Consider the following 25,319-nt stretch of genomic DNA (forward strand, 5'->3'; position numbering starts at 1 on the left):
TGCTTACTACTTAGAGTACAACTCGACAATCAGATGTTCTTCTATTGGTATTTCAATATCTTCCTTCGCAGGTTCAGCTATAATTCTGCCTGTGAAATTTTCAGGATCAACTTGCAGCCATTGCGGCGCAGTCTTCTTGTGATTTTCAACTAAAGCCTTGAATTTATCTGAGCTTTGGCTCTTTTCTTTTATCTTTATTTCATCGCCAACTGAAAGAATCATTGATGGAATATCTGCTTTTTTACCGTTAACGGTAAAATGTCCGTGAACTACCAATTGTCTGGCTTCAGGTCTTGAACTTGCAAAACCTAATCTGTAGATTACATTGTCAAATCTGAGTTCCATCAGTTTCAACAGGTTATCACCAGTCTTGCCAGCCATCTTATCTGCCGTTTTGAAGCATTCTGCGAACTGGCCTTCCAATACGCCGTAATACTTTCTAACTTTTTGTTTTTCTCTCAACTGAACACCGTAGTTAGTCAGCTTCTTTGTGTTCTGACCATGCTGTCCAGGTGCGTAGTTTCTTCTGCCTATTGAACACTTGTCAGTGTAGCATCTGTCACCTTTTAAATATAACTTTAATCCTTCTCTTCTGCATATTCTGCAGACAGGTCCAGTATATCTTGCCATCTTTTCACCTCGTTTCCATTATACTCTTCTACGCTTAGGCGGTCTGCAACCGTTGTGCGGTATCGGAGTAACGTCTTTTATCAAATTAACCTCAAGTCCTGCTGCCTGCAAAGATCTGATTGCTGCTTCTCTGCCTGAGCCTGGTCCTTTAACGTATACTTCTACTGTCTTCAAGCCATGTTCCATAGCTCTCTTTGCTGCTTCTTCTGCTACCATAGATGCTGCATATGGAGTAGATTTTCTTGAACCCTTGAATCCCAGCTGGCCTGAGCTTGCCCATGAAATTGCATTTCCCTGCAAGTCAGTAAGAGTTACAAGCGTATTGTTAAAAGTTGACTTAATATGTGCCTGGCCTTTTTCAATGTTTTTACGTTCTCTTTTTCTTACTCTTGTTTTTTGTTGTTGTTGTTTTTTAGCTGCCACTTAAGTCCCTCCTTTTACTTCTTAGATTTTTTTCCTGAAACTCTCTTAGGACCTTTTCTAGTTCTAGCATTGTTCTTAGTGTTCTGTCCTCTTACCGGCAATCCTTTTTTATGTCTCAAGCCTCTGTAGCAGTTGATTTCTTTAAGTCTCTTTATGTTCAACGCTATTTCTCTTCTCAAGTCACCTTCAACAGGATGCTTATCTATTTCAGTTCTTAACTGCTGTACTTCGTCTTCTGTCAGGTCTTTAACTCTTGTATCAGGGTTAATGCCTGTGTCTTTTAATATTTGGATTGAAGTTTTTCTGCCTATACCATAGATATATGTCAGACCGATTTCAACCCTTTTTTCTCTTGGTAAATCTACACCAGCGATTCTGGCCATTAAGCTTACACCTCCTACCTCAGTAGTACTTAATATTTTAAACTGTTATTCTGTTAGCCTTGTTTTTGTTTGTGCTTAGGATTTTCGCAAATTACCATAACTTTGCCTTTTCTCTTGATAACTTTGCATTTTTCGCACATTGGTTTTACTGATGGTCTTACTTTCATTGTAATACCTCCTTACTTTTTCCTCCAGGTTATTCTTCCTCTTGTCAAATCGTACGGTGACAATTCGACAGCCACTGTATCTCCCGGAAGAATCCTGATATAGTTCATCCTCAGTTTTCCAGAAATATGCGCTAAAATCTGGTGTCCATTCTGAAGCTCAACTATGAACATTGCATTAGGAAGTGCTTCCAGGACTTTTCCTTCGACTTCTATGACATCTTTCTTGGACATTGATCACTCAACCTCCATTTCTACAGACGCACTTTGGGTATAGGGCTCAAGAAGCCTTCTCACAAATGCATCATCGAGATTTTCGTTACATTGTAACTTAAATGCAAATTCTGTCAATACTGTATTATAAATCATTAAATGCCTTATCTTTTTCTTTTTGGGAGAACCTAGTTTCCTGAGATCCCCGTCACATACCAATACATTCTGCTCATCCAGTATGCCGCACACGAGGAATATTCTTCCCTTGTCTCTGCCTGCCTTGGATTTCACTATCTGACCAATTTTAATATCTGTCGTTAATTCCAATAAATCACCCCTATAATACGGTTAAAAGCTCCGGTTCCCCATCTGTAATCGCAACAGTATGTTCGTAGTGTGCTGACGGCCTGCCGTCAACAGTCACCACTGTCCAGTTGTTCTCAAGTATTTTGACGTTGTAAGTTCCTGCATTAATCATAGGTTCTATGGCAAGGACCATTCCTTCCTGCAGCCGCGGTCCCTTACCAGGTCTTCCGAAGTTCGGAATTTGCGGTGATTCATGCATATCCTTCCCCACTCCGTGACCGACGAAATCTCTTACAACCGAAAATCCCTGTCCTTCTGCATATTGCTGTATTGCGTGGGAAATATCAGAGAGCCTGTAAGACATTTTTGCATACTTTATCCCTTCGTAAAAGCTTTGACGAGTAGCCTCAACCAAACGTCTCTTCTCGTCGTCAACTGCTCCTACCAGGAATGTTTTTGCACTGTCCCCCACATAACCATCAAAGGTTGCACCGATGTCGATGCTGACTATGTCTCCTTCAATAAGCTTTCTGTCACTGGGGAAGCCGTGAACGACCTCTTCGTTGACAGAAGCGCATATTGAATATGGAAATCCGCCATAACCCTTGAATGTAGGTATAGCATTCTGGCTTCTTAAGAAATCTTCAACTAACTGATCAAGCTCTTTAGTAGTAACTCCGGGTTTGATGTGCTTTCTCACAAGTTCATGTGACTGGGCCACCAAACGACCGGCTTTTCTCATTACTTCTATTTCTCTTTTAGTCTTGAGGATAATCATACTATTTATTCCTCAATTTTGCAACAATGTTTTTGCCAACCTCAGCTATTGGTTTTTCTCCGTCTATGTTAACTATTATACCTTTACTGGTGTAATATTCGATAAGCGGTTCTGTTTGCTCCTGGTAAACATTAATTCTCTTGGTGACTGTCTCTTCAGTGTCATCTTTTCTCTGAAGAAGTTCGCCGCCGCAATTGTCACAAATTCCTTCCTTTTCAGGCTTGTTGAAAGACATGTGGTATGTCTGACCGCAGTCCTTGCACACCCTTCTTCCGACAGCTCTTTCAATAAGAAGTTCTTTTCTTACTTCTATATTTATAACATAATCCAATTTCTGGCCCATGCCTGTTAAAGCAGCTTCAAGAGCATCCGCCTGAAAAATCGTTCTTGGAAATCCGTCAAGCAGAAATCCGTTTTTGCAGTCATCTTCAAGCAGTCTGTCCTTTACAAGCTCTACTGTGAGCTCATCCGGAACCAGCAATCCCTGATCCATGTATTCCTTGGCTTTTCTTCCTAGGGATGTTCCTTCTTTAATATTCTTTCTGAATATGTCTCCGGTGGATATGTGTGGTATTGAAAATTCCTTTACAATCGTATCTGCCTGAGTACCCTTTCCGGCTCCCGGAGGTCCCAACAAAATTGCTCTCATTTTCGTACCTCTCTTTACTTCAAAAATCCTTTGTAGTGTCTCATCAACATCTGAGCTTCTACCTGCTTCATTGTTTCAAGAGCCACACCGGTTACAATCAACAGTGATGTTCCGCCAAAGTTAATGTTTAGATCCGTGAATGAAAATATTAAAGTTGGTATAGTCGCTATAATTGCAAGTGCAATCGCTCCTGCTATTGTTATTCTGTTTAAAACTTTGTTCAAATATTCTGCAGTTGGTCTTCCTGGTCTTATTCCTGGGATAAATCCTCCATTTTCTTTGAGGGTATTTGAGTATTCAAACGGGTTGAATTGTACCGCTGTATAGAAATATGTGAAGAATATTATCAATAACACGTTCAATATTGTATAAACGTATATTCCTGGACTCTGAGCTGTAGAGAAATATTTCTGTACTCCCGAAGCCATGCCTGGGAAGAAGAATGCCAATGTCTGAGGTATAGCCAACAAAGTTGAAGCGAATATTACAGGCATAACACCTGCCATCAACACTTTCATAGGAATGTGCGTGCTTTGTCCGCCGTACATCTTTCTTCCTACAACTCTTTTAGCATACTGAACCGGTATCTTTCTTTCACCTTGCTGGATAGCAATAACTCCAACTATTATGAAGAAAGCAAATATCAGGAATATTATTATTTCAAGGAAGTTCACCGCACCGTTTTGAGCCTGGTAAATCATTGTTCCCAGGTCACGTGGATAACGTGATACTATACCTATCATTATTATCAGTGATATACCGTTTCCGATACCTTTGTCTGTTATTAACTCGCCCAGCCACATTAAGAACGCTGTACCAGCTGTAAGCACTATTACTACTGAAAGCATTGACAGGAAGCTTTTGTTTATTATCGCTGAATTGAAGAATCCAACGCTGTAAGCTGTCGCTTGTATCAATGCCAGTATAACCGTTACATATCTGGTCCATTGAGCCATTTTTTTTCTTCCGTCTTCAGCCTTGAAATATTGTTCAAGCTGTGGAATGGCAATTGCCAACAACTGAAGAATAATAGAAGATGTAATGTATGGATAAATGTTTAATGCAAAAATTGTAAAATCTTTGAAAGCCCCGCCGGACATCATATCGAAGAAATCCAGCAATCCTCCTGCAGTGCCTGAAAACATGCTTTGAACAACTGTCTTGTCAATACCCGGTACAGGTATTACAGCACCTAATCTGTACACTACCAGCATTAAAAACGTAAATATCATTCTTTTTCTTAAATCAGGTATTTTCCATGCATTTTTTAAAGTTTCAAACAACTTAAATCACCTCAGCTTTTCCGCCGGCAGCTTCGATTTTCTCTACCGCTGATTTGCTGAATTTATGAGCTTTAACTGTAAGCTTCTTAGCAAGTTCACCGTTTCCAAGTATCTTAATACCGTCCAGTTGTTTTTTAACAATACCTTCTGATTTAAGAACCTCTGGAGTAACCTCTGCTCCATCTTCAAATTTGTTCAACACTTCAACATTTATTTCAGCAAACTCTGTACCAAAGATATTAGTGAATCCTCTCTTTGGAAGTCTCCTGTAAAGAGGCATCTGTCCGCCTTCAAATCCTGGTCTTACTCCTCCGCCTGAACGAGATTTCTGTCCATTCATACCTCTGCCGGCAGTCTTTCCCTGTCCTGTAGCTGTACCTCTTCCTAATCTCTTTCTGTTCTTTGAACTACCAGGACTTGGTTTTAATTCATGAAGTTTCATCTTTAACACCTCCTTATAGTTTTATTCAATAACCTCTACCATGAAATCTACTTTTCTAATCATTCCTCTTATCTGAGGAGTATCTTCTTTTTCAACTACATGGCCTATTTTTCTCAAACCTAAAGCTTTAATGTTTTTTACCTGGTTAGGTGTTCTTGCAATAGCGCTTTTTGTTTGTTTTATTTTAATCTTTGCCATAATCTTCACCTCTTAACCTAATATTTCTTCTACAGATTTCCCTCTGACTTTTGCTACATCCTCAGGTTTCTTAAGAAGTTTTAAGGCTTCAATTGTTGCATTAACGACATTTCTTGGGTTGCTTGATCCCAAAGATTTCGTTCTTATGTCTCTAACTCCTGCAAGTTCCAATACCGCACGAACAGGACCGCCAGCTATGATTCCTGTACCTTCCTTAGCTGGTTTTACAAGAACTCTGCCTGCGCCATATCTGCCGATTATTTCATGTGGCACTGTTGTATCTTTCAGTGGCACTTCTATCATGTTCTTTTTAGCATCCTGGATTGCTTTTCTAATAGCATCCGGAATTTCAACAGCTTTTGCCATTCCTATTCCAACATGACCATTTTCGTCTCCAACAACAACCAATACGCTGAATCTAAAGTTTCTACCACCTTTAACAACTTTAGTTACACGGTTGATGCTGATAACTTTTTCTTTTACATCCAGTTGGCTTGCATCTATACGTCCACGTTGCTCCATGATTAACCTCCTTTTTAAAATTCAAGTCCGCTTTCTCTTGCTCCTTCAGCAAGTACTTTTACTCTGCCGTGATATAAATAGCCGCCTCTGTCGAAAACTACTGTATCTATACCGTTCTTTTTCGCTCTTTCTCCTACTGTTTTGCCTACCAATTTAGCTGCATCAGTCTTAGTAAGCTCAGCTACCTGGTCTCTTATTTCCTTGTCAAGGGTTGATGCGGAAGCAAGAGTTTTTCCAGTAGCATCGTCAATTACTTGAGCGTATATGTGCTTAGAGCTTTTAAATACATTCAATCTTGGTCTCTCAGGAGTTCCTACGACTTTATTTCTTATACTATAGTGTCTTTCTATTCTTTTTTGATTTTTATCAATTTTTTTAAGCACTAATACTCACTCCTTTCCTAATTATTTACCAGTCTTACCAGCTTTACGTCTAACAACTTCATCAGTGTACTTAATACCCTTTCCTTTGTAAGGCTCAGGTCTTCTCCAGTCTCTGATAACTGCCGCGTAATTTCCTACTTGTTGTTTGTCGATACCTTTTACTATTATTTTATTAGTTCCTTCAACTGCTGTTTCGATTCCTTGTGGATCTTCCATTTCAACAGGGTGAGAGAAACCTAAGTTCAATACCAGTTTATTTCCTTGTTTTTGTGCTCTATATCCAACACCTACGATTTCAAGTGTCTTATCGAAACCTGCAGTAACACCAACTACCATGTTGCTGATGAGAGTTCTTGTCAATCCGTGAAGAGATCTGTTAGTTTTTTCATCGTTAGGTCTTGAAACTGTTATTTCAGTTCCTTCGATTTCTATTTTCATGGATTTAGCCAGCTGTTGTTCAAGCTGTCCCTTTGGTCCCTTAACAACTGCATAATTGTTTTTGTCGATTTTAACTTCAACATTTGCAGGTATAGTTACAGGTTTAATACCTATTCTTGACATCTTAGCACCTCCTATTCGTTATTATTACCATACGTAGCAGATTACTTCTCCGCCAACTCCCTGTGTTCTTGCCTTCTTGTCTGTTACGATTCCATTAGAAGTGGAAAGTATAGCTATGCCTAAGCCGCCTAATACCTTTGGAGTTTCGTCTTTACCAACGTAAATTCTAAGGCCTGGTTTAGATATTCTCTTAATTCCAGTTATAACTCTTTCCTTGTTCTGCTGGTATTTAAGTTCAACTCTTATAATACCTTGCTTTCCGTCATCTATAACATCAAAGCCTTTAATATATCCTTCTTCCAACAATATAGAGGATATTTCCTTCTTTATTTTAGAAGCGGGTATATCAACAAATTCATGTTTTGAGTGATTTGCATTTCTTATTCTTGTTAACATATCTGCGATAGGATCTGTCATTACCATGTAAGTAACCTCCTTCCATTATATAAAATTTTACCAACTAGCTTTTTTAACGCCAGGTATCTGACCTTTGTAAGCCAGTTCTCTAAAGCATATACGGCATATACCGAATTTCCTTAAATAAGCATGAGGTCTTCCACAAATCTTGCATCTTGTATATTCTCTTGTTGAGAATTTCTGTTTTCTCTGTTGTTTTACTTTTAGAGATGTCTTTGCCATGTTTTCGCTCCCTCCCTTACTTACTAAAAGGCATTCCCATTAATTTCAAAAGCTCACGAGCTTCCTCATCTGTATTCGCTGTGGTTGTGATGATTATGTCCATACCTCTTATTTTATCGATTTTATCGTAATTGATTTCTGGAAATATCAACTGTTCTTTTATTCCCAAAGCGTAGTTTCCTCTGCCATCAAAGGAAGTCTTTGAAACTCCTCTGAAGTCTCTAACTCTAGGTAATGCAATGTTTACAAGTTTATCGAGGAATTCATACATATGTTCTCCTCTCAAAGTAACCTTGCAGCCAACTGCCATTCCTTCTCTTACCTTGAAGTTAGAAATTGATTTTCTGGCTTTGGTAACAACAGGCTTCTGACCTGCTATGATAGTCATTTCTTCAACAGCATTGTCTAAGAACTTTTGATTTTCTTTAGCTTCACCAACGCCCATATTAATCACTATCTTTTCTATTTTTGGTGCCTGCATAATGCTTGTGTACTGAAATTTTTCCATCAGTGCCGGCACTACTTGTTCCTTATATGTCGCTTTTAATCTAGCCATATAGTTCGTACCTCCCTTCGAGCATTATATTAAATCACTGTACCGCACTTTTTACATGCTCTTACTTTTTTTCCGTTTTCTACTTTTACTTCAGTTCTTACGCCTGATTTGCATTTATCGCAATATAGCATAACATTTGAAACATTCACAGTGCCTTCCTGGTGCAAAATGCCAGCTTGCTGAACCTGATTATTCTGCTTTTGATGCTTGGTAATCATGTTTACACCTTCAACGATCACTCTGTTCTGTTTAGGCATGCTTGTAAGAACCTTACCGATCTTGCCTCTGTCGCTGCCTGCTATAACTACAACTTTATCGCCTTTTTTTACGTGCATCTTTATACACCTCCTATTAAAGTACTTCCGGTGCTAGTGAGATTATCTTCATGAATTTTCCATCTCTTAATTCTCTTGTTATAGGTCCAAATATACGTGTTCCGACAGGTGTTCTGTCTTCTTTGATGATAACAGCTGCATTCTCGTCGAATTTTATATATGTGCCGTCGTTTCTTCTTACGCCGGTTTTAGTTCTCACTATAACCGCCTTTACAACATCACCCTTCTTAACAACTCCTCCAGGTGTTGCAGATTTAACCGCACATACAACTATATCGCCAATGTTTCCATATTTTCTTACGGAACCGCCCATTACTCTTATTACAAGAACTTCCTTAGCTCCAGAATTGTCTGCGACTCTTAACCTTGACTCTGTTTGTATCATGAACTTCTACCTCCCTTCAATTGTCTTAGGGTTTATTTAGCTTCCTCTAGTATTTCAACTACTCTCCAGCATTTTGTTTTTGATAATGGTCTGGTTTCCATTATTTTAACAGTGTCACCAATTTTGCACTTGTTCTCTTCGTCATGTGCCTTGTATTTTTTAGTCATTTTTATTTGTTTTTTATAAAGAGGATGTGCTACAAGCTTTTCAGTAGCAACTACTATTGTTTTATCCATTTTATCACTAACTACTTTACCAATTCTTACTTTTCTGTTGCCTCTTTCCAAAGTAAATCCTCCTTTCTTATTGCGCGTTTATGTTCAATTCGCGTTCTCTGAGAACTGTCTTAACGCGTGCAATATCTTTCTTGACTTTATTGATTCTCATCGGATTATCAAGTTCTCCGGTTGCAAGTTGAAATCTCAAATTGAAAAGTTCTGTTTTCAGATCAACTACAGACTTATTCAATTCATCAACTGATTTATTTCTTAGTTCATTAGCTTTCATTTGCTTCACCATCCTTTTCTGCTGCCTGATCCTTGGTAACAAATTTGCATTTGATAGGCAATTTATGCATGGCAAGTCTCATTGCTTCTCTGGCTACTTCTTCTGAAACCCCTGACATTTCGAACATTACTCTGCCCGGTTTTACAACTGCCACCCAGTATTCAGGTGATCCCTTACCTTTACCCATACGAGTCTCGGCAGGTTTTTTTGTTACTGGTTTATCTGGGAATATTTTAATCCAGATTTGTCCGCCTCTCTTAACTGATCTGGTCATAGCTCTTCTGGCAGCCTCTATCTGGTTTGATGTTATCCAAGCTGGTTCAAGTGCTTGAAGCCCGAATTCGCCGTAAGTTACACTGTTGCCTCTTGTAGCGGCTCCGGTCATTCTACCTCTCATCTGCTTACGGTGTTTAACTCTCTTAGGCATTAACATAATAATTTCCTCCTTCCTTCAGGACTTATTACTTTTTATCTCTTTTATTGAAGTTATTGTTTGGTCTTCTTTTTTTCTTGTTATCTCTGTTATCTGAAAGTGCTTTTGTTGGTTCCTGATTGTCTGACAATAATGAACCTTTCTTTCTCAGCACTTCGCCTCTGCATATCCATACCTTAACGCCGATTTTACCGAATGTAGTGTTAGCTTCTGCAAAACCGTAGCTGATGTCAGCTCTTAAAGTCTGGAGAGGAATCTTACCCTCTGAATATCCTTCAGTTCTAGCCATATCTGCTCCGTTTAATCTTCCAGATACACTAGTCTTAATTCCCTTAGCACCCAATTTCATAGTTCTTTGCATTGATTGCTTCATTGCTCTTCTGAAAGAAATTCGCTTTTCAATCTGGCTTGCAATGTTCTCTGCAACTAACTGTGCGTTTAATTCAGGAACCTTTATTTCTTCTACATTGATTATAACAGTCTTGCCAGTTATTTTTTCTATTGCGTTTTTCAGGCTGTCAACGCCAGTACCGCCCTTACCGATTATCATACCTGGTTTTGCTGTGAATACACTTACTTTTACTCTGCTGGCAAATCTTTCGATTTCAACCTTAGCTATACCAGCTTGATTCAAGCTGCCTTTTATAAACTCACGAATTTTGTAGTCTTCAGTTAAGTTTAAACCAAAATTCTTTTTGTCAGCATACCATTTAGAGTCCCAATCATTGATTATACCAACCCTAAGTCCATGAGGATTTACCTTTTGACCCATTTTTTACCTCCTTTACTGATCTTATTCTCTTTCTTTTACTACAGCTCCAACGTGGCTGCTTCTTTTCAATATTTTAAACGCTGATCCTTTTGCTCTAGGTCTCCATCTCTTAAGAGTCGGTCCCTGATTTGCATAGACTTCAGACACATACAATTTGTCTCTATCCATTTCAAAGTTGTTTTCTGCATTTGCTGTAGCTGATTTAACTACTTTTTCCAGTATTTTAGCTCCCTTGCTTGGGTAAAATTTCAGGATTGCCAATGCTTCGTCAACTTGCTTACCTCTTACCATATCACACACGAATCTCATTTTTCTAGGTGATACTCTTATATATTTAGCAACTGCTCTAGCTTCCATTAAGCTTACCTCCCTTCCTATCTAACTTTTGAAGATTTTTCAGTCTTATCGTGTCCTCGATAAGTTCTTGTTGGAGCAAATTCGCCGAGTTTGTGTCCAACCATATCTTCAGTTATATATACAGGAACGTGCTTTCTGCCATCATGTATAGCTAATGTATGGCCTACCATTTCGGGGAATATTGTCGATCTTCTAGACCAAGTTTTTAAAACTTTTTTGTTGTTGGCATCATTCATTTCCACAATCTTTTTCATAAGACTTGGTTCGCAATAAGGCCCTTTCTTTAATGATCTACCCATTCACTATTTCCTCCTTTCACAAAACAATAGCCTATTTCGCGTTTCTTCTCTTAACAATCATCTTGTCAGATTTATTTTTCTTCTTACGAGTTTTGTAACCAAGGGCTGGTTTACCCCAAGGAGTAACTGGTCCTGGTCTACCTATAGGAGCTCTACCTTCTCCACCGCCGTGTGGGTGGTCGTTAGGATTCATTACGGAACCTCTTACTGTAGGTCTGATTCCCATATGTCTCTTTCTACCAGCTTTACCTATTGAAATGTTTTCGTGATCCAGGTTTCCTACCTGTCCGATAGTAGCTCTGCAATCCATGCTTACCATTCTCATTTCACCGCTTGGCAGTCTCAGAGTGGCATACTTGCCTTCCTTAGCCATAAGCTGTGCTGAGTTTCCTGCTGATCTTACCAACTGAGCGCCTTTTCCAGGTTTAAGCTCTATGTTGTGAATCATTGTACCTACAGGAATGTTTTTCAAAGGAAGAGCATTACCGATTTTGATATCTGCATCTGGTCCTGAAACAATAGTGTCACCAACATTCAATTTGTATGGAGCGATGATATATCTTTTTTCTCCATCAACGTAGTTGATCAAAGCTATGTTAGCGCTTCTGTTTGGATCGTATTCAATTGTTGCAACTTTTCCCGGTACTCCGTCTTTAGTTCTTTTAAAATCAATGATTCTATATTTTCTCTTTTCGCCGCCGCCCTGATGACGAACAGTTATTCTTCCGTAAGAGTTTCTGCCCGCTTTGCTTTTCAATGGAGCTAAAAGAGACTTCTCTGGTTCATTAGTAGTTATTTCTTCAAATGTTGAAACAGTCATTTGTCTCAACGCCGGAGAGGTTGGTCTGTATTTTCTAATACCCATGAGATTTTCCTCCTTTTTAATAATTTACCTTTTACATATTTTTAAGATTCTCGCAGTCTTTAGATTCCTTCAAAGAATTCTATTGTCTTGCTTTCTTCTGTCAGAGTTACGATGGCTTTTTTCCAGTCGTTTTTCTTGCCTATGCTTGCGCCCATTCTTTTTTGCTTTCCAAGCATGTTCATAGTGTTTACGCTGGCAACCTTAACTCCGAACACTTTTTCCACTGCGTTCTTTATTTCTGTTTTGTTTGATTTCTTGTCAACCACAAAAGTGTACTTTTTGTCAGCCATGTTTTCCATGCTGGCTTCTGTAACTATCGGTCTGATTATAATATCGTGTGGATCGCGCATTATGCGTACACCTCCTCCACTTTATTAACTGCATCCTTTGTTATTATGAAAGAATCACAGTTTAATATGTCATAAACATTGATTGTATTAACATAAGCCGTCTTAACACCTTCGATGTTAGCAGCTGCTCTTAATACAGCCTCATCTCTTTCAGGTAAAACTATCAATGTCTTTTTGCTTGCTTTAAGGTTAGCTAAAACCTTAACCATTTCTTTTGTTTTTGGCTGTTCCAGAACTATTCTGTCAACAACAATCATTTCCTGATCCTGTACCTTAGAAGTCAATGCTGACTTAAGAGCCAATCTCTTGAATTTCTTTGGTATTTTGTAGCTGTAATCTCTTGGTTTTGGAGCAAATACCACTCCGCCGCCTTTCCACTGCGGTGATCTGATACTTCCCTGTCTTGCTCGGCCAGTTCCTTTTTGTCTCCAAGGTTTCTTGCCGCCGCCGCGTACTTCGCCTCTGGTCTTTGCAGACTGAGTTCCTTGTCTTTGATTAGCCAAATAATTTTTTACAGCTTCATACATTACATGAGTGTTTACTTCTACACCAAATATGTCATCGCTTAATTCGATGTCGCCTACCTGGCTGCCTGTTATATCATAAAGAGCTACTTTTGGCATCTTTAATCCTCCTTTCCCTGCAATTATTACTTAGATTTTCTAACTGCTTCTCTTATTTTTACTAAACCTTTTTTCGGTCCCGGTATCGCACCTTTTAAAAGTATTGCATTTCTGTCAACGTCAACCTTTACCACTTCAAGGTTTAATACTGTAACTTTTTCATTTCCCATATGTCCGTGATGCTTAGTTCCCTTAACTACTCTTGCAACACCTGTAGAAGCTCCCAAAGAACCTCTTAATCTGTGGAATTTAGAACCGTGGCTTGCATCACCTGTGTGGTGTCCGTGTCTTTTAATGCTTCCCTGGAATCCCTTACCTTTGGAAATTCCTGTAACATCAACCTTTTCACCAATCTGGAAAATATCAACGCCGATTTTCTGACCAACTTCATAGTTATCAATGTTATCAACTCTGAACTCTCTCAGGAACCTTTTAGGCTCTACTTTTGATTTATCAAAATGACCCTTTATAGGTTTAATAACATTTTTAATTTTCACGTCGCCAAATCCAACCTGAATTGCGTTGTAACCGTCTTTTTCAACAGTCTTCTTCTGAACAACAACCATATCGCCGGATTCAACAACAGTTACCGGAACAACTTCACCTTGCTCTGTGAACACCTGAGTCATTCCGACTTTCTTACCAAGAATTGCTTTCATGTTTACACCTCCTATTTTCTTACAGCGGATTGCCGCTTAGGCAATCATTCTAAGCAGAGTTGCTTTTGCTTTTTATTTCTCTACTTTTTCTTACAATTTGATTTCGATGTCAACTCCTGCCGGCAGATTCAGCTTCATCAGAGAATCAACAGTCTTCGGAGTCGGGTTAGTTATGTCTATCAATCTTTTGTGAGTTCTTTGCTCAAACTGCTCTCTGGAGTCTTTGTACTTGTGAACCGCTCTAAGTATTGTGATAACTTGTTTCTCAGTCGGCAGCGGAATAGGACCTGCTACTGTTGCACCAGTACTTTTAGCTGTCTCCACGATTTTTTGTGCAGATTGATCAATTAATTGATGATCATAAGCTTTTAACCTAATTCTTATTTTCTGTGCGTTTGCCATTTTTTTACCTCCTTCTTCGTATGTCATCCATACAACTCGGAACCGCTCGATACACCACGCCGGGTGTTTCGTAATTATGTTTTAAAAAAGCAGTACCGGTCGCCCTGTTTCCTAACAGGACATACTCTGCAAAAATTACCTGAAACATTTGTATTTCAGCAACCTTCTGCGTCATCGCATGTGGCAAGCTTTATAATAATATACCATTAATTATCATAAATCAAGAGTTTTTTTCATATTTTTTAAATTATTTCAGATGTTTAACAATTGTTACATCCGGTTCATAAAGCTTGTGTTTTCCTCGACATTATTGCATGTTTTCTCATTGATTTTTGAAGATTTTATGCTATTTGCAAAATTTAATAATTAAAATCAGGAACTTTTTCAATTATACCATGTTGCGTATTTAATTCATACACAATTTTTATATAATTGGTATTATATAAAAACGAGGAGTACATGTCGGACGTCCTTGCCGTCAAAGGACTGTTCAGAGACTCTGCAGGAAAAAAATCACCACCCGGAATTATTCTGGATGGTGATTTGAATAGTCCATATTTAATTGTTAAAGTGATTTGCTTTCCTGTATTCTTTTAGCATTGATTTCTTTCCAAAGTTCCACGTCAACACCTTTCCAGGATAGCTTCTCAGGATCATAGTAAGGATCCTTGCCGGCTTTCATTTGTTCAACATAGTCATTGTACAGAGCGATACATTTTGGGAATAATAAGATAACAATTAACATATTAACCCATGTAGTTGTACCCAGAGCAAGGTCTGAAAGATTCCAAGCTGTACCGGATTCAATGATACCCCAGCAGAATACTAATACAGGCATACCAAATTGCATAGTTCTTGTTATAGCTTTACGAATTTTTTGTTGTTCCGGTTTTTGGAACAAGTACAGAGCTGCTGTTTCTGCTTCATAGTAGTAGCTGATTAAGCATGTGAAAGAGAATAATAACAGCATAACTGCAATAAAGATATTTCCGAATCCGCCAAGAACTGTACTTGCAGCCGCTTGAACGAATACAACACCGCCGGTAACGCCTTCAGCAATACCGCTGCCATGGTAGCCGCTTGCTGTATTAAAGGTGTCTGTTAAAAGAATCAAAAGACCTGAGCATGTACATACGATAACTGTATCTAACCATACACCTGCAGCATTTGACAAGCCTTGTTTAACAGGATGACTGGTTTCAGCAGCAGCAGCTGTTGGCGTAGACTCACCCATACCTGATGCAGATGAGAACGTACCTCTCTTAACACCTTGCTGAATAGCAGTACCTATAGTAGCGCCAAATACTGCGTTCAATCCAAATGCTGAAGTAACAACGTTAGAAAGCAATGCAGGAACTTTTGTGATGTTTAACACTACAACTATAAGAGTAACCGCCATGTAAACAACTGTCATAAAAGGAACTATCATAGAAGCTACGGAGCTTATACGTTTGATACCGCCAAAGACTGTTATGAACAGTAATACTGCAATGACAGCAGAAGTAACTGCCATTGGAACACCTGTTGCTTCACGGAATGCATCAGAAATTGTATACGTAGCAGCTGCCGGCATAAATACAGCGCAAGCCACACCAAAAACTAAAGCCATAAAAGTACCGTATGCTTTCCAGCCAAGGCCACGCTCTGCACAGTAAGCACCGCCGCCACGATATGCACCGTCAACACGGATTTTATAAAGCTGACCCAACGTACACTCAGCAAAGCAAACTGCAGAGTTAGTCATACCTATAAGTATCATCCAAAACATCGCGCCGGGACCACCCATATAAATTGCAACGGCAACACCTGCAATATTACCTGTTCCGATACGCATAGCCATTGTTGTACAGAATGATGCAAATGCAGAGATACCTGATTCAGAGTCACCTTTTTCCAGGATACGGCTCCACATATCTTTAAAACGAACAAATTGGAAAAAACCTAATCTTACTGTAAAATAAATACCGGTACCAGCGATAAGCACTAGCATACCAACGCCCCAAATATAGCCATTGGCCCAATTAGTAAAACTGTTTAACAAATTTAACATGACTTTCCTCCTAAAAATGTAGTTGATAATGTTTTCACAACTGATATGCTTATATTACCAACCTAATGCCTGTTCTTATAAGAATGTCAATTTATGTTCTTATATAAAATTCCTGTGTTTCAAAATCAACAAATCCTATTAATACTATGGCTAAGTCAATAATATAAACCAAATATAAATTAAGCAATTACTATGCCAACTCTTATTTTTCTTTCAGAACTGCAAAGTATCAGTAAAATTCAACATAATAAAATTCACATCGTTTTATATGTGAATTTATGTTTTAGCACAATGTACAAAAATCATAACATTAAGTGTACGATAATTTTACACTTGTATTAAAATCCATCAAATTTTAAAACATTTTTTTGTCATTCTAATGCTTCACCAGAAAAGTTTTATAAAAAAGTTGCTCCGCAACTCCGCTATGGGGACCTATGTCCCCCTTCGGCGTAAAAACGCTTACGCATTTTTACTGAGCACCCCCCTTGACGGCAAGGACGTCCCGTCCTTTGCAATCCTCGTTTTTTATATAATAAGAAAGAGAACTTTCTTATTATATAAAAAAACAGCTTTCGTCAGAAAGCTGTTTTATCATTAATTGTTCATTGTTCACTATTCAGTGTTCAATGCGCAGTCTCATTCACCAATGTATTTGCTTCCGTTGGTCGCATACATTGGGAATTCGTTGCGAAAGACCTACCGCTATTTTTCAGAAAAAATCATTCTGAAAAACAGGGTTAGGGCTTCTTATTTTATTATAGAAGTAACAACGCCTGATCCAACTGTTCTTCCGCCTTCACGGATAGCGAATCTCAAACCTTCTTCGATTGCTATCGGGTGAATCAGTTCAACGATGAATCTTGAGTTATCTCCAGGCATGCACATTTCTACGCCTTCTTCAAGGTCGATCTGTCCTGTGATGTCTGTTGTTCTGAAATAGAACTGTGGTCTGTATCCGTTAAAGAAAGGAGTGTGTCTTCCGCCTTCTTCTTTAGTCAGAACGTAAACTTCAGCATTGAATTTTGTGTGTGGTGTGATTGAACCTGGTTTTGCAAGAACCTGGCCTCTCTGGATTTCATTTCTCTGAACTCCTCTTAAAAGAGCTCCGATGTTGTCTCCAGCCTGTGCCTGATCAAGCAACTTCTTGAACATTTCAACACCTGTACAAGTAGTTTCAGTTGGTTCTTCATTCAATCCAACGATCTGAATCTTATCCTGAACCTTCAATACTCCTCTTTCAACTCTTCCTGTTGCAACTGTTCCTCTTCCTGTAATAGAGAATACATCTTCTACAGGCATCAAGAATGGTTTGTCAATGTCTCTTTCTGGTGTTGGTACCCATTCGTCAACTGCTGCCATCAATTCAAGTATTTTATCTCCCCAAGGTCCCATTGGATCTTCAAGAGCTTTTAATGCTGAACCTTTTACTATTGGAGTGTTGTCTCCGTCGAATTCATATTCTGAAAGAAGTTCTCTTACTTCCATTTCAACCAATTCGATTAATTCTGGATCGTCTACCATGTCTTCTTTGTTCAAGAAAACAACTAACTTAGGAACGCCAACCTGTCTTGAAAGAAGGATGTGCTCTCTTGTCTGTGGCATAGGACCATCAGCTGCTGATACAACTATGATACCGCCGTCCATCTGAGCTGCTCCAGTGATCATGTTCTTAACATAGTCAGCATGGCCTGGGCAGTCAACGTGCGCGTAGTGTCTGTTAGGAGTTTCATATTCAACGTGTGCTGTTGAAATTGTGATTCCTCTTTCTCTTTCTTCTGGAGCTTTGTCTATGTTTTCAAATGCTACAGCTTCTCCAGTACCATATCTTTCATGCAATGTCTTTGTAATTGCTGCTGTTAAAGTAGTCTTACCATGGTCAACGTGGCCAATTGTACCAATGTTAACATGGGGTTTATTTCTTTCAAATTTTTGCTTTGCCATTTTGTTTCCTCCATAATTTATTTATTATTGTTATTGTTGTTGTTGTGTTATTTTTTCAGCTACGCTGTTTGGAACTCTTTCAAAGTGGTGGAATTCCATCGAATAAGCTGCTCTACCCTGGCTCATGGAACGAAGAACAGTTGCATATCCAAACATTTCTGATAATGGAACAAATGCATCTACAATCTTAACTCCACTTCTGTCAGAGAATCCTTCAACTCTTCCTCTTCTAGAACTAATGTCTCCCATAACATCTCCTAAGTAATCTTCTGGAGTTGTTACTTCAACTTTCATATATGGTTCCATCAATACTGGTGAAGCCTTTCTCATAGCTTCTTTGAAAGCCATAGAACCGGCAATCTTAAATGCCATTTCTGAAGAGTCGACTTCATGGTATGATCCATCATACAATGTTACTTTGAAATCAAGTACCGGATATCCTGCAAGAACACCGTTTTCAGCTGCGCCTCTTATACCGGCTTCAACTGCTGGAATATATTCCTTAGGAATCGCTCCACCGACAATTGCATTGACAAATTCAATACCTTTGCCTGCTTCAACAGGTTCCATAGTGATTTTAACATGACCGTACTGTCCTTTACCACCGGACTGTCTTGCATACTTCATATCAACATCAGATGTTCCTGTAATTGTTTCTTTGTAAGAAACTTGTGGCTTACCAACATTTGCTTCAACCTTGAATTCTCTTAAGAGTCTGTCAACGATGATTTCCAAATGAAGCTCGCCCATTCCTGCTATAATTGTCTGACCAGTGTCAGGATTTGTATATGTCTTGAATGTCGGGTCTTCTTCAGCAAGCTTCTGAAGGCCGATACCCATTTTTTCCTGTCCTGCCTTAGTCTTAGGTTCAATTGCTACTTCTATAACTGGGTCAGGGAATTCCATAGATTCTAATACTACCGGATGGTCAGGATCACACAACGTATCTCCTGTTGTAGTGAACTTTAAACCTACCGCTGCTTCTATGTCTCCCGAATAAGATGTTTTAATTTCTTCTCTCTTGTTAGCATGCATCTGAAGTATACGGCCAATTCTCTCTTTTTTATTCTTAGTGGAATTCAGAACGTAACTTCCTGATTCTAATGTTCCGCCATAAATTCTAAAGAAAGTCAATTTTCCAACGAATGGGTCAGTCATGATCTTAAATGCCAACGCTGCTAAAGGAGCATCATCTGCAATATGCACTTCAACTTCTTCTTTAGTGTCAGGATCAAAACCTTTCATTTGTGGTACGTCAACTGGACTTGGCAAGTAATCTATTACTGCATCCAACATCAGTCTAACACCTTTATGTTTATATGCTGTGCCGCAAAGTACAGGAATTATCTGAACATTGGTTGTAGCAATTCTTATTGCTTTTTTCAATTCTTCAACAGTGATTTCTTCGCCGTTTAAGTATTTTTCCATCAATGCTTCATCAGTATCGGCTACAGCTTCAACTAATTTTTCTCTGTATTCATTTGCTTGATCAACATATTCTTCTGGTATTTCTGTAATGGTGATATCTGTTCCTTCATCGTTGCCATAGTTTATAGTCTTCATTTCAACTAAATCTATAATAGCTCTGAAGTTTTCTTCAACACCGATAGGCAACTGAATTGGAACAGCATTAGCTTTTAATCTGTCAATGATTGTTCCGACTGAATAGAAGAAATCAGCACCCATTTTATCCATTTTGTTTATTAAACAAATTCTTGGTACACCATATTTATCTGCCTGTCTCCAAACAGTTTCTGACTGAGGTTCAACCCCCATTTTAGCATCAAATACTGTTACTGCACCATCAAGTACTCTCAATGATCTTTCAACTTCAACTGTAAAGTCTACGTGGCCTGGCGTATCTATTATGTTTATTCTTACATCTTTCCAATGACAAGTAGTAGCAGCTGAAGTTATTGTAATTCCTCTTTCCTGCTCTTGCTCCATCCAGTCCATCTGAGATGCACCTTCATGAGTTTCTCCAATTTTATGAATTTTCCCGGTATAGAACAGGATTCTTTCAGTAGTTGTAGTTTTTCCCGCATCAATGTGCGCCATAATACCAATATTTCTGGTATTTTCCAAAGAATATTCTCTACTCATTTTAACCTCCTTCACGCTGCTAAGTTAAGTTCTTTACTTAATTTAAGCATATTACCATCTGAAATGTGCGAATGCTTTGTTAGCTTCTGCCATTTTATGTGTATCTTCTCTTTTCTTAACGCTGGCTCCTACGTTGTTAGCTGCATCCATCAATTCCTTTGCAAGCTTTTCACGCATAGTCTTTTCTCCTCTTTTACGAGAATATCCTACAAGCCATCTCAATCCCAAAGTTTGTCTTCTCTCTGGTCTTACTTCAACCGGTACCTGGTAAGTGGCACCGCCAACTCTTCTTGCTTTAACTTCAAGAACTGGCATGATGTTGTTCATTGCTTTAGTGAACACCTCTAACGGTTCTTCACCTGTCTTTTCTCTTATGATGTCAAATGCATCATACACGATTGTTTGAGCAACTCCCTTTTTTCCATCATACATGAGTTGGTTTATCAATTTAGTAACGACTTTGTCCTTATATATAGGATCTTCCATTACTTCTCTCTTTTGTATGTGACCTTTTCTTGGCACTTTGCTTCCCTCCTTAATAAAATTTAATTCACAGGTACTCGACAATAGTTTGCCGTTGTGCACAAAATGCAATTCATCTCTGCAACAGTCTATGTATTCATCTGATGATGAACTTTAAAACCGTAAACTTCAATGCAACAATTCCTGACGCTTCTCGGAGAACTCCGCAAAACATTAGAAAATTGTATATATATATTATGGCGCGTTTGCAATCATAACCTGCATAGTGTGCCGGATATCGTCTAGTTATTTCTTCACTTTTTCTCTCTTAGCTCCATACTTGGATCTAGATTGTTTCCTCTTTGCAACACCAGCTGTATCAAGGGTACCTCTTATAATGTGGTATCTAACCCCTGGTAAGTCTTTAACCCTTCCGCCTCTTATAAGAACAACTGAGTGTTCCTGTAAGTTGTGGCCAACTCCAGGGATGTATGCAGTAACTTCAACACCTGTTGTCAGTTTAACTCTGGCAATTTTTCTTAAAGCTGAGTTAGGCTTCTTAGGTGTTACAGTCTTAACTGATGTACAAACTCCTCTTTTTTGAGGTGAATTTGTTTCATTCATCTTCTTCTGAAGTGTGTTATAGCTTACGTTCAGTGCTGGAGAATTGGATTTGTAAGTAACTTCTTGTCTTCCTTTTCTCACTAACTGGTTAATTGATGGCATTCGTGCACCTCCTTACGGTTTGTTTTTATTTTAAAACGGCAGCAGCCGCTGCGTTTACGTTGATACCGACAGACGTTCCAAGTTCTTTCATGTTTTCAAAATATACTATTTCAATATTCTTTTCCTTGCAAACATCAGCTATCGGTTTAGTAACATGCAAATCAGCATCCTTTGATATATAAATCTTCTCGGCCTCATTTCTGGACAAAGCTCTCAAAGTCTGCTTACTGCCTATCACTATTCTTTTTTCTGCATCCATATAATCACCTATCATTAACAAATGCCCGGTTTGCGGCAATGCCGCAAACCAAGCTCATTAATTCACTTAAGGATTAAAACACTAAAGTATTCTACCATCTTATTTTTTAGATGTCAAATATTTTTTGATTTTATTCCAATGATTATTCTTCTAAGGCTTCTTCTTCCTCAACCTCTACATCAGCGGTTGTGATACCTATGTTTCTGTACTTCTTCATACCGGTTCCGGCCGGAATCAGTTTACCTATGATTACATTCTCCTTCAGTCCCAGAAGGTTGTCAACCTTGCCCTTTGTTGCCGCATCCGTCAGTACTCTGGTTGTTTCCTGGAATGACGCTGATGCAAGGAAGGAATCTGTTGCAAGTGACGACTTCGTGATACCCAGAAGTGCTACCTCGCCTGTTGCAGGCTCCTTACCTTCAGAAACTGCTTCTAAGTTCTGACTGTTGAAATCAAATGTTGAAACCAAGCTTCCCGGAAGAAGTGTGGTGTCTCCTGCTTCGTCAATACGAACCTTGTTAACCATCTGTCTTATTATAACTTCAACGTGCTTGTCGGAAATATCAACACCCTGCATTCTGTAAACTCTCTGAACTTCCATGAGTATGTAAGCTTCAAGAGCCTTCATGCCTTTGATGTTCAGTATGTCATGCGGATTGATGGAACCGTCAGTAATCTTATCTCCGGCTTCCAGATAATCCCCTTCTGTAACCAGAATTTTTGAACCATAAGGAATCAGATAAGTCTTGCTTTCCATATTATCGTTGTTTGTAATTGTTACTTCTCTCTTGTGTATCTTTTCGGTCACGGTTACTTTGCCCGGTATTTCTGTGATGATTGCCTGACCTTTTGGCTTTCTTGCTTCGAAAAGCTCCTCGATACGCGGCAAACCTTGAGTGATGTCTGCTGCTGCTGCTATACCGCCTGTGTGGAATGTACGCATTGTAAGCTGAGTACCCGGCTCACCGATTGACTGAGCCGCAATTATACCTACAGCAGCACCTACGTTAACAAGCTTGCCTGTAGCAAGGTTTGTACCGTAGCACTTGGCACATACGCCGTGAGGTGTCTTGCAAGTGAGAACCGATCTTACCTTAACTGTCTTGATGCCTGAATTTTGAATCCTTTGGGCTGTAGCTTCAGATATGAATTCTCCCGCCTTTACCATCACTTCACCTGTTTCAGGGTGGAGGATGTCCCCGGATGCAAACCTGTCAGCACATCTTTCAGCCAATTCTTCAATTACTTCCTTGCCGTCAACGAAAGATTCAACTTCGATTCCGTCTGTTGTTCCGCAGTCTACTTCTCTTACGATGACATCCTGGCTTACGTCAACAAGTCTTCTTGTAAGATAACCTGAGTCTGCCGTTCTAAGAGCGGTGTCCGTTAAACCTTTACGTGCTCCTGTTGCTGACAGGAAGAACTCAAGAACAGACAGACCTTCACGGAAGTTTGACTTAACCGGTACCTCAACTGTCTTACCTGTTGCACTGGCCATAAGTCCACGCATACCGGCAAGCTGTTTTATCTGGTTACGGCCTCCACGGGCTCCTGAAACTGACATGATGTAAATGCTGTTCAGAGGATCAAGGCTGCCCATAAGAGCCTCTGTTACATCTTCTGTAGTCTGGTTCCAGATTTTAATAACATTTTCGTATCTTTCGTCGTCTGTCATCAATCCTCTTCTGTACTTCTTTTCATACTCAAGGACTTGTTTTTCTGCTTTTTCTATGAGAAGTTTCTTTTCTTCAGGAACTGTAATGTCGCTTACGGATATTGTAATTGCTCCTACGGTTGAGTATCTGTATCCTTTGGATTTTATACCGTCAAGCACGTCTGCCGTGTCTGCATTTCCGTAGCGTCTGAAGCATCTGTATATTATTTCTTCCAGATGTTTCTTTGTTACTGTCTTGTCTACTTCAAGTGAGAATTTGTCTTTTTCCCTGTCTACAAAACCAAGGTCCTGAGGAAGGTTTTCGTTGAATATGAATCTTCCAACTGTTGATTCAACAAGCCTTGTTTCGCCGTCAATTGTTTTTCTCACCCTTACTCTTGCATGAAGGTCTACTTCTTTATTGAAGTATGACATCATCATTTCTTCGTAATCCTTGAAAATCATTCCGCTTCCCTTGGAATTTTCAATTTCAAGGGTCATGTAGTAGCTTCCGAGTACCATGTCCTGTGTAGGAGTAGTTATTGGTCTTCCGTCTTTTGGTGCCAGAATGTTATTTACTGACATCATCAGGAATCTGGATTCTGCCTGAGCCTCTACAGAAAGAGGAACGTGAACTGCCATCTGGTCTCCGTCGAAGTCTGCGTTGTATGCTGTACATACGAGCGGGTGAAGCTTTATAGCCTTTCCTTCAACCAATACGGGTTCAAATGACTGAATACCCAGTCTATGCAGTGTAGGTGCACGGTTAAGCATTACGGTGTGGTCCTTGATTATCTCATCAAGAACATCCCAAACTGAATTATCTACTTTTTCAACTTTTTTCTTAGCGCTCTTAATGTTGTGTGCAGTGCCGTTTTCAACAAGCTTCTTCATAACAAACGGTTTGAAAAGTTCAAGAGCCATTCTCTTAGGAAGTCCGCACTGGTGGAACTTAAGCTCAGGGCCTACAACTATAACCGAACGTCCGGAGTAGTCAACACGCTTTCCAAGCAAGTTCTGTCTGAAACGTCCTTGCTTACCCTTAAGCATGTCTGACAGGGATTTAAGCGGTCTGTTGCCGGGACCTGTTACAGGTCTTCCTCGTCTGCCGTTGTCTATTAAAGCGTCAACAGCTTCCTGCAGCATTCTTTTTTCGTTTCTTACTATTATGTCAGGAGCTCCCAGATCAAGAAGTCTCTTTAAACGGTTGTTCCTGTTTATAACTCTTCTGTAGAGGTCGTTTAAGTCTGATGTTGCAAAACGTCCTCCGTCCAACTGAACCATTGGTCTTAATTCAGGCGGAATTACTGGTATCACGTCAAGAATCATCCACTCAGGTCTGTTTCCTGAAACCCTGAATGCTTCAATAACTTCAAGACGTCTTGTTATTCTTACCTTTTTTTGTCCCTTGCTGTCTTTCAGCTGGCTTTTGAGTTCAGCTGATTCCTTTTCAAGGTCTATTTTTTCAAGGAGCTTTTTGATTGCTTCAGCTCCCATTTCAGCTTTAAACGCATTTTTATAGTGGTCCTTGTACTCTCTGTACTCCATTTCAGTAAGAAGCTGTTTTTCAGAAAGTGATGTGTCTCCTGCTTCTGTTACAACGTACTGGGCAAAGTACAAAACTTTTTCCAGAGCTCTTGGAGACATGTCAAGAATGAGACCAAGCCTTGACGGAATGCCCTTGAAATACCAAATGTGGGATACCGGAGCCGCAAGCTCGATATGACCCATTCTTTCTCTTCTTACTTTTGCTTTTGTGACCTCAACTCCGCATCGGTCACAGACTACTCCCTTGTATCTGACCCTTTTGTATTTTCCGCAATGACATTCCCAGTCCTTTGTAGGTCCGAAAATCTTCTCGCAGAAAAGACCGTCTTTTTCGGGTTTTAATGTTCGGTAATTTATTGTTTCAGGTTTTTTTACTTCTCCCCTCGACCATTGCCTGATTTTATCAGGTGAAGCCAAACCGATTCTTATTGATTCGAAATTATTGTAATCTACCAA

At 39.3% G+C, this 25,319-nt stretch carries 37 protein-coding genes; all 37 read right to left on the minus strand.

Annotated features, from left to right (window positions below; translation table 11 throughout):
• Window positions 1–6: 6 nt before the first annotated feature.
• The 37 genes from rpsD to rpoC all read right to left on the minus strand — a co-directional run bounded on the left by rpsD (window position 7) and on the right by rpoC (window position 25,319).
• Complete coding sequence (rpsD, locus tag AAGU76_RS16720) at window positions 7–630, minus strand: 30S ribosomal protein S4 (RefSeq protein WP_342486675.1); 624 nt, start codon at window positions 628–630, stop codon at window positions 7–9.
• 18 nt (window positions 631–648) lie between these two features.
• Window positions 649–1,053, minus strand: coding sequence for a 30S ribosomal protein S11 (gene rpsK / locus AAGU76_RS16725; RefSeq protein WP_342486676.1), 405 nt, complete (start codon window positions 1,051–1,053; stop codon window positions 649–651).
• Between the two features lie 14 nt (window positions 1,054–1,067).
• Window positions 1,068–1,436 (minus strand): 30S ribosomal protein S13, encoded by a 369-nt coding sequence (rpsM, locus tag AAGU76_RS16730; RefSeq protein ID WP_342486677.1) that lies wholly within the window; start codon window positions 1,434–1,436, stop codon window positions 1,068–1,070.
• Between the two features lie 53 nt (window positions 1,437–1,489).
• Window positions 1,490–1,603, minus strand: coding sequence for a 50S ribosomal protein L36 (rpmJ, locus tag AAGU76_RS16735; protein WP_017753001.1), 114 nt, complete (start codon window positions 1,601–1,603; stop codon window positions 1,490–1,492).
• 12 nt (window positions 1,604–1,615) lie between these two features.
• Window positions 1,616–1,834, minus strand: a complete 219-nt coding sequence (infA, locus tag AAGU76_RS16740; RefSeq protein WP_019229578.1) for a translation initiation factor IF-1 — start codon at window positions 1,832–1,834, stop codon at window positions 1,616–1,618.
• A 3-nt stretch (window positions 1,835–1,837) separates the two neighbouring features.
• On the minus strand, window positions 1,838–2,140 hold the full coding sequence (locus tag AAGU76_RS16745) for a KOW domain-containing RNA-binding protein (protein ID WP_342486678.1): 303 nt from the start codon (window positions 2,138–2,140) through the stop codon (window positions 1,838–1,840).
• 10 nt (window positions 2,141–2,150) lie between these two features.
• On the minus strand, window positions 2,151–2,897 hold the full coding sequence (gene map, locus AAGU76_RS16750; protein ID WP_342486679.1) for a type I methionyl aminopeptidase: 747 nt from the start codon (window positions 2,895–2,897) through the stop codon (window positions 2,151–2,153).
• A 1-nt stretch (window position 2,898) separates the two neighbouring features.
• The gene (locus tag AAGU76_RS16755; protein ID WP_342486680.1) at window positions 2,899–3,546 is read right to left on the minus strand and encodes an adenylate kinase; all 648 of its coding nucleotides are present in this window, start codon (window positions 3,544–3,546) and stop codon (window positions 2,899–2,901) included.
• Between the two features lie 14 nt (window positions 3,547–3,560).
• Window positions 3,561–4,829 (minus strand): preprotein translocase subunit SecY, encoded by a 1,269-nt coding sequence (gene secY / locus AAGU76_RS16760; RefSeq protein WP_342486681.1) that lies wholly within the window; start codon window positions 4,827–4,829, stop codon window positions 3,561–3,563.
• A gap of 1 nt (window position 4,830) precedes the next feature.
• Window positions 4,831–5,271 (minus strand): 50S ribosomal protein L15, encoded by a 441-nt coding sequence (gene rplO / locus AAGU76_RS16765; protein WP_342486682.1) that lies wholly within the window; start codon window positions 5,269–5,271, stop codon window positions 4,831–4,833.
• A 21-nt stretch (window positions 5,272–5,292) separates the two neighbouring features.
• Window positions 5,293–5,469: a 50S ribosomal protein L30 gene (gene rpmD, locus AAGU76_RS16770; protein WP_342486683.1), complete on the minus strand. Its 177-nt coding sequence runs from the start codon at window positions 5,467–5,469 to the stop codon at window positions 5,293–5,295.
• A gap of 12 nt (window positions 5,470–5,481) precedes the next feature.
• Window positions 5,482–5,991, minus strand: a complete 510-nt coding sequence (rpsE, locus tag AAGU76_RS16775) for a 30S ribosomal protein S5 (protein ID WP_342486684.1) — start codon at window positions 5,989–5,991, stop codon at window positions 5,482–5,484.
• 14 nt (window positions 5,992–6,005) lie between these two features.
• The gene (gene rplR / locus AAGU76_RS16780) at window positions 6,006–6,374 is read right to left on the minus strand and encodes a 50S ribosomal protein L18 (RefSeq protein ID WP_342486685.1); all 369 of its coding nucleotides are present in this window, start codon (window positions 6,372–6,374) and stop codon (window positions 6,006–6,008) included.
• A gap of 21 nt (window positions 6,375–6,395) precedes the next feature.
• Window positions 6,396–6,935: a 50S ribosomal protein L6 gene (gene rplF / locus AAGU76_RS16785; protein WP_342486686.1), complete on the minus strand. Its 540-nt coding sequence runs from the start codon at window positions 6,933–6,935 to the stop codon at window positions 6,396–6,398.
• Window positions 6,936–6,959: 24 nt separating this feature from the next.
• On the minus strand, window positions 6,960–7,358 hold the full coding sequence (gene rpsH / locus AAGU76_RS16790; protein WP_342486687.1) for a 30S ribosomal protein S8: 399 nt from the start codon (window positions 7,356–7,358) through the stop codon (window positions 6,960–6,962).
• Window positions 7,359–7,388: 30 nt separating this feature from the next.
• Entirely contained in the window at window positions 7,389–7,574 is a 186-nt protein-coding gene (locus AAGU76_RS16795) for a type Z 30S ribosomal protein S14 (RefSeq protein ID WP_019229589.1), read from the minus strand.
• A gap of 16 nt (window positions 7,575–7,590) precedes the next feature.
• Window positions 7,591–8,130 carry a 50S ribosomal protein L5 gene (rplE, locus tag AAGU76_RS16800; RefSeq protein WP_342486688.1) on the minus strand — a complete coding sequence of 180 codons (540 nt, stop codon included), beginning with the start codon at window positions 8,128–8,130 and terminating at the stop codon, window positions 7,591–7,593.
• 29 nt (window positions 8,131–8,159) lie between these two features.
• Window positions 8,160–8,465: a 50S ribosomal protein L24 gene (gene rplX / locus AAGU76_RS16805; protein ID WP_342486689.1), complete on the minus strand. Its 306-nt coding sequence runs from the start codon at window positions 8,463–8,465 to the stop codon at window positions 8,160–8,162.
• 16 nt (window positions 8,466–8,481) lie between these two features.
• Window positions 8,482–8,850 (minus strand): 50S ribosomal protein L14, encoded by a 369-nt coding sequence (gene rplN / locus AAGU76_RS16810; RefSeq protein WP_342486690.1) that lies wholly within the window; start codon window positions 8,848–8,850, stop codon window positions 8,482–8,484.
• Between the two features lie 32 nt (window positions 8,851–8,882).
• Window positions 8,883–9,137: a 30S ribosomal protein S17 gene (gene rpsQ / locus AAGU76_RS16815; RefSeq protein ID WP_342486691.1), complete on the minus strand. Its 255-nt coding sequence runs from the start codon at window positions 9,135–9,137 to the stop codon at window positions 8,883–8,885.
• Window positions 9,138–9,153: 16 nt separating this feature from the next.
• The gene (rpmC, locus tag AAGU76_RS16820; RefSeq protein WP_019229594.1) at window positions 9,154–9,357 is read right to left on the minus strand and encodes a 50S ribosomal protein L29; all 204 of its coding nucleotides are present in this window, start codon (window positions 9,355–9,357) and stop codon (window positions 9,154–9,156) included.
• A complete protein-coding gene (rplP, locus tag AAGU76_RS16825; RefSeq protein WP_342486692.1) occupies window positions 9,347–9,790 on the minus strand; it encodes a 50S ribosomal protein L16 in 444 nt (147 codons plus the stop codon). The genes rpmC and rplP overlap by 11 nt, the downstream gene beginning before the upstream one ends.
• Before the next feature lie 28 nt (window positions 9,791–9,818).
• Window positions 9,819–10,562 (minus strand): 30S ribosomal protein S3, encoded by a 744-nt coding sequence (gene rpsC / locus AAGU76_RS16830; protein ID WP_342486693.1) that lies wholly within the window; start codon window positions 10,560–10,562, stop codon window positions 9,819–9,821.
• A 21-nt stretch (window positions 10,563–10,583) separates the two neighbouring features.
• On the minus strand, window positions 10,584–10,919 hold the full coding sequence (gene rplV / locus AAGU76_RS16835) for a 50S ribosomal protein L22 (protein WP_342486694.1): 336 nt from the start codon (window positions 10,917–10,919) through the stop codon (window positions 10,584–10,586).
• A gap of 17 nt (window positions 10,920–10,936) precedes the next feature.
• The gene (gene rpsS, locus AAGU76_RS16840; RefSeq protein WP_342486695.1) at window positions 10,937–11,218 is read right to left on the minus strand and encodes a 30S ribosomal protein S19; all 282 of its coding nucleotides are present in this window, start codon (window positions 11,216–11,218) and stop codon (window positions 10,937–10,939) included.
• Window positions 11,219–11,249: 31 nt separating this feature from the next.
• Window positions 11,250–12,083 (minus strand): 50S ribosomal protein L2, encoded by an 834-nt coding sequence (gene rplB, locus AAGU76_RS16845; RefSeq protein WP_342486696.1) that lies wholly within the window; start codon window positions 12,081–12,083, stop codon window positions 11,250–11,252.
• Between the two features lie 59 nt (window positions 12,084–12,142).
• Window positions 12,143–12,433: a 50S ribosomal protein L23 gene (gene rplW / locus AAGU76_RS16850; RefSeq protein WP_342486697.1), complete on the minus strand. Its 291-nt coding sequence runs from the start codon at window positions 12,431–12,433 to the stop codon at window positions 12,143–12,145.
• On the minus strand, window positions 12,433–13,056 hold the full coding sequence (gene rplD, locus AAGU76_RS16855; RefSeq protein WP_342486698.1) for a 50S ribosomal protein L4: 624 nt from the start codon (window positions 13,054–13,056) through the stop codon (window positions 12,433–12,435). The genes rplW and rplD overlap by 1 nt, the downstream gene beginning before the upstream one ends.
• Window positions 13,057–13,082: 26 nt before the next feature.
• On the minus strand, window positions 13,083–13,715 hold the full coding sequence (gene rplC, locus AAGU76_RS16860; protein WP_342486699.1) for a 50S ribosomal protein L3: 633 nt from the start codon (window positions 13,713–13,715) through the stop codon (window positions 13,083–13,085).
• Window positions 13,716–13,805: 90 nt separating this feature from the next.
• On the minus strand, window positions 13,806–14,117 hold the full coding sequence (gene rpsJ / locus AAGU76_RS16865; RefSeq protein WP_312814601.1) for a 30S ribosomal protein S10: 312 nt from the start codon (window positions 14,115–14,117) through the stop codon (window positions 13,806–13,808).
• 565 nt (window positions 14,118–14,682) lie between these two features.
• On the minus strand, window positions 14,683–16,167 hold the full coding sequence (locus AAGU76_RS16870) for an alanine/glycine:cation symporter family protein (protein WP_342486700.1): 1,485 nt from the start codon (window positions 16,165–16,167) through the stop codon (window positions 14,683–14,685).
• Window positions 16,168–16,917: 750 nt separating this feature from the next.
• Window positions 16,918–18,111, minus strand: a complete 1,194-nt coding sequence (tuf, locus tag AAGU76_RS16875; protein WP_342483031.1) for an elongation factor Tu — start codon at window positions 18,109–18,111, stop codon at window positions 16,918–16,920.
• 30 nt (window positions 18,112–18,141) lie between these two features.
• On the minus strand, window positions 18,142–20,214 hold the full coding sequence (gene fusA, locus AAGU76_RS16880; RefSeq protein ID WP_145087031.1) for an elongation factor G: 2,073 nt from the start codon (window positions 20,212–20,214) through the stop codon (window positions 18,142–18,144).
• A 51-nt stretch (window positions 20,215–20,265) separates the two neighbouring features.
• On the minus strand, window positions 20,266–20,736 hold the full coding sequence (rpsG, locus tag AAGU76_RS16885; protein ID WP_342486701.1) for a 30S ribosomal protein S7: 471 nt from the start codon (window positions 20,734–20,736) through the stop codon (window positions 20,266–20,268).
• Window positions 20,737–20,982: 246 nt separating this feature from the next.
• On the minus strand, window positions 20,983–21,402 hold the full coding sequence (gene rpsL / locus AAGU76_RS16890) for a 30S ribosomal protein S12 (protein ID WP_019227368.1): 420 nt from the start codon (window positions 21,400–21,402) through the stop codon (window positions 20,983–20,985).
• A 25-nt stretch (window positions 21,403–21,427) separates the two neighbouring features.
• Window positions 21,428–21,661 carry a ribosomal L7Ae/L30e/S12e/Gadd45 family protein gene (locus tag AAGU76_RS16895; protein ID WP_342486702.1) on the minus strand — a complete coding sequence of 78 codons (234 nt, stop codon included), beginning with the start codon at window positions 21,659–21,661 and terminating at the stop codon, window positions 21,428–21,430.
• Between the two features lie 142 nt (window positions 21,662–21,803).
• Complete coding sequence (gene rpoC / locus AAGU76_RS16900; protein ID WP_342486703.1) at window positions 21,804–25,319, minus strand: DNA-directed RNA polymerase subunit beta'; 3,516 nt, start codon at window positions 25,317–25,319, stop codon at window positions 21,804–21,806.

Origin of the sequence: Sedimentibacter sp. (assembly GCF_038562225.1) — a bacterium.
Classification (GTDB): Bacteria; Bacillota; Clostridia; order Tissierellales; family Sedimentibacteraceae; genus Sedimentibacter.

Coding starts and splice junctions, on each gene's coding strand:
- rplC (WP_342486699.1), bottom strand. CDS start 13,715: ATGAAAGCAATTCTTGGTAAGAAAGTCGGAATGACTCAGGTGTTCACA.
- rplV (WP_342486694.1), bottom strand. CDS start 10,919: ATGGAAGCTAGAGCAGTTGCTAAATATATAAGAGTATCACCTAGAAAA.
- rplD (WP_342486698.1), bottom strand. CDS start 13,056: ATGCCAAAAGTAGCTCTTTATGATATAACAGGCAGCCAGGTAGGCGAC.
- rpsM (WP_342486677.1), bottom strand. CDS start 1,436: ATGGCCAGAATCGCTGGTGTAGATTTACCAAGAGAAAAAAGGGTTGAA.
- infA (WP_019229578.1), bottom strand. CDS start 1,834: ATGTCCAAGAAAGATGTCATAGAAGTCGAAGGAAAAGTCCTGGAAGCA.
- AAGU76_RS16870 (WP_342486700.1), bottom strand. CDS start 16,167: ATGTTAAATTTGTTAAACAGTTTTACTAATTGGGCCAATGGCTATATT.
- rpsH (WP_342486687.1), bottom strand. CDS start 7,358: ATGGTAATGACAGATCCTATCGCAGATATGTTAACAAGAATAAGAAAT.
- rpsE (WP_342486684.1), bottom strand. CDS start 5,991: ATGGAGCAACGTGGACGTATAGATGCAAGCCAACTGGATGTAAAAGAA.
- fusA (WP_145087031.1), bottom strand. CDS start 20,214: ATGAGTAGAGAATATTCTTTGGAAAATACCAGAAATATTGGTATTATG.
- rplF (WP_342486686.1), bottom strand. CDS start 6,935: ATGTCAAGAATAGGTATTAAACCTGTAACTATACCTGCAAATGTTGAA.
- rplN (WP_342486690.1), bottom strand. CDS start 8,850: ATGATACAAACAGAGTCAAGGTTAAGAGTCGCAGACAATTCTGGAGCT.
- rplB (WP_342486696.1), bottom strand. CDS start 12,083: ATGGGTATTAGAAAATACAGACCAACCTCTCCGGCGTTGAGACAAATG.
- rplO (WP_342486682.1), bottom strand. CDS start 5,271: ATGAAACTTCATGAATTAAAACCAAGTCCTGGTAGTTCAAAGAACAGA.
- rplE (WP_342486688.1), bottom strand. CDS start 8,130: ATGGCTAGATTAAAAGCGACATATAAGGAACAAGTAGTGCCGGCACTG.
- rpsD (WP_342486675.1), bottom strand. CDS start 630: ATGGCAAGATATACTGGACCTGTCTGCAGAATATGCAGAAGAGAAGGA.
- AAGU76_RS16895 (WP_342486702.1), bottom strand. CDS start 21,661: ATGGATGCAGAAAAAAGAATAGTGATAGGCAGTAAGCAGACTTTGAGA.
- rpsC (WP_342486693.1), bottom strand. CDS start 10,562: ATGGGTCAAAAGGTAAATCCTCATGGACTTAGGGTTGGTATAATCAAT.
- rplW (WP_342486697.1), bottom strand. CDS start 12,433: ATGCGCGATCCACACGATATTATAATCAGACCGATAGTTACAGAAGCC.
- AAGU76_RS16795 (WP_019229589.1), bottom strand. CDS start 7,574: ATGGCAAAGACATCTCTAAAAGTAAAACAACAGAGAAAACAGAAATTC.
- rpmJ (WP_017753001.1), bottom strand. CDS start 1,603: ATGAAAGTAAGACCATCAGTAAAACCAATGTGCGAAAAATGCAAAGTT.
- rpmD (WP_342486683.1), bottom strand. CDS start 5,469: ATGGCAAAGATTAAAATAAAACAAACAAAAAGCGCTATTGCAAGAACA.
- rpsS (WP_342486695.1), bottom strand. CDS start 11,218: ATGGGTAGATCATTAAAGAAAGGGCCTTATTGCGAACCAAGTCTTATG.
- rpsJ (WP_312814601.1), bottom strand. CDS start 14,117: ATGGCAAACGCACAGAAAATAAGAATTAGGTTAAAAGCTTATGATCAT.
- AAGU76_RS16755 (WP_342486680.1), bottom strand. CDS start 3,546: ATGAGAGCAATTTTGTTGGGACCTCCGGGAGCCGGAAAGGGTACTCAG.
- map (WP_342486679.1), bottom strand. CDS start 2,897: ATGATTATCCTCAAGACTAAAAGAGAAATAGAAGTAATGAGAAAAGCC.
- rplP (WP_342486692.1), bottom strand. CDS start 9,790: ATGTTAATGCCTAAGAGAGTTAAACACCGTAAGCAGATGAGAGGTAGA.
- rplX (WP_342486689.1), bottom strand. CDS start 8,465: ATGCACGTAAAAAAAGGCGATAAAGTTGTAGTTATAGCAGGCAGCGAC.
- rpmC (WP_019229594.1), bottom strand. CDS start 9,357: ATGAAAGCTAATGAACTAAGAAATAAATCAGTTGATGAATTGAATAAG.
- rpsL (WP_019227368.1), bottom strand. CDS start 21,402: ATGCCATCAATTAACCAGTTAGTGAGAAAAGGAAGACAAGAAGTTACT.
- tuf (WP_342483031.1), bottom strand. CDS start 18,111: ATGGCAAAGCAAAAATTTGAAAGAAATAAACCCCATGTTAACATTGGT.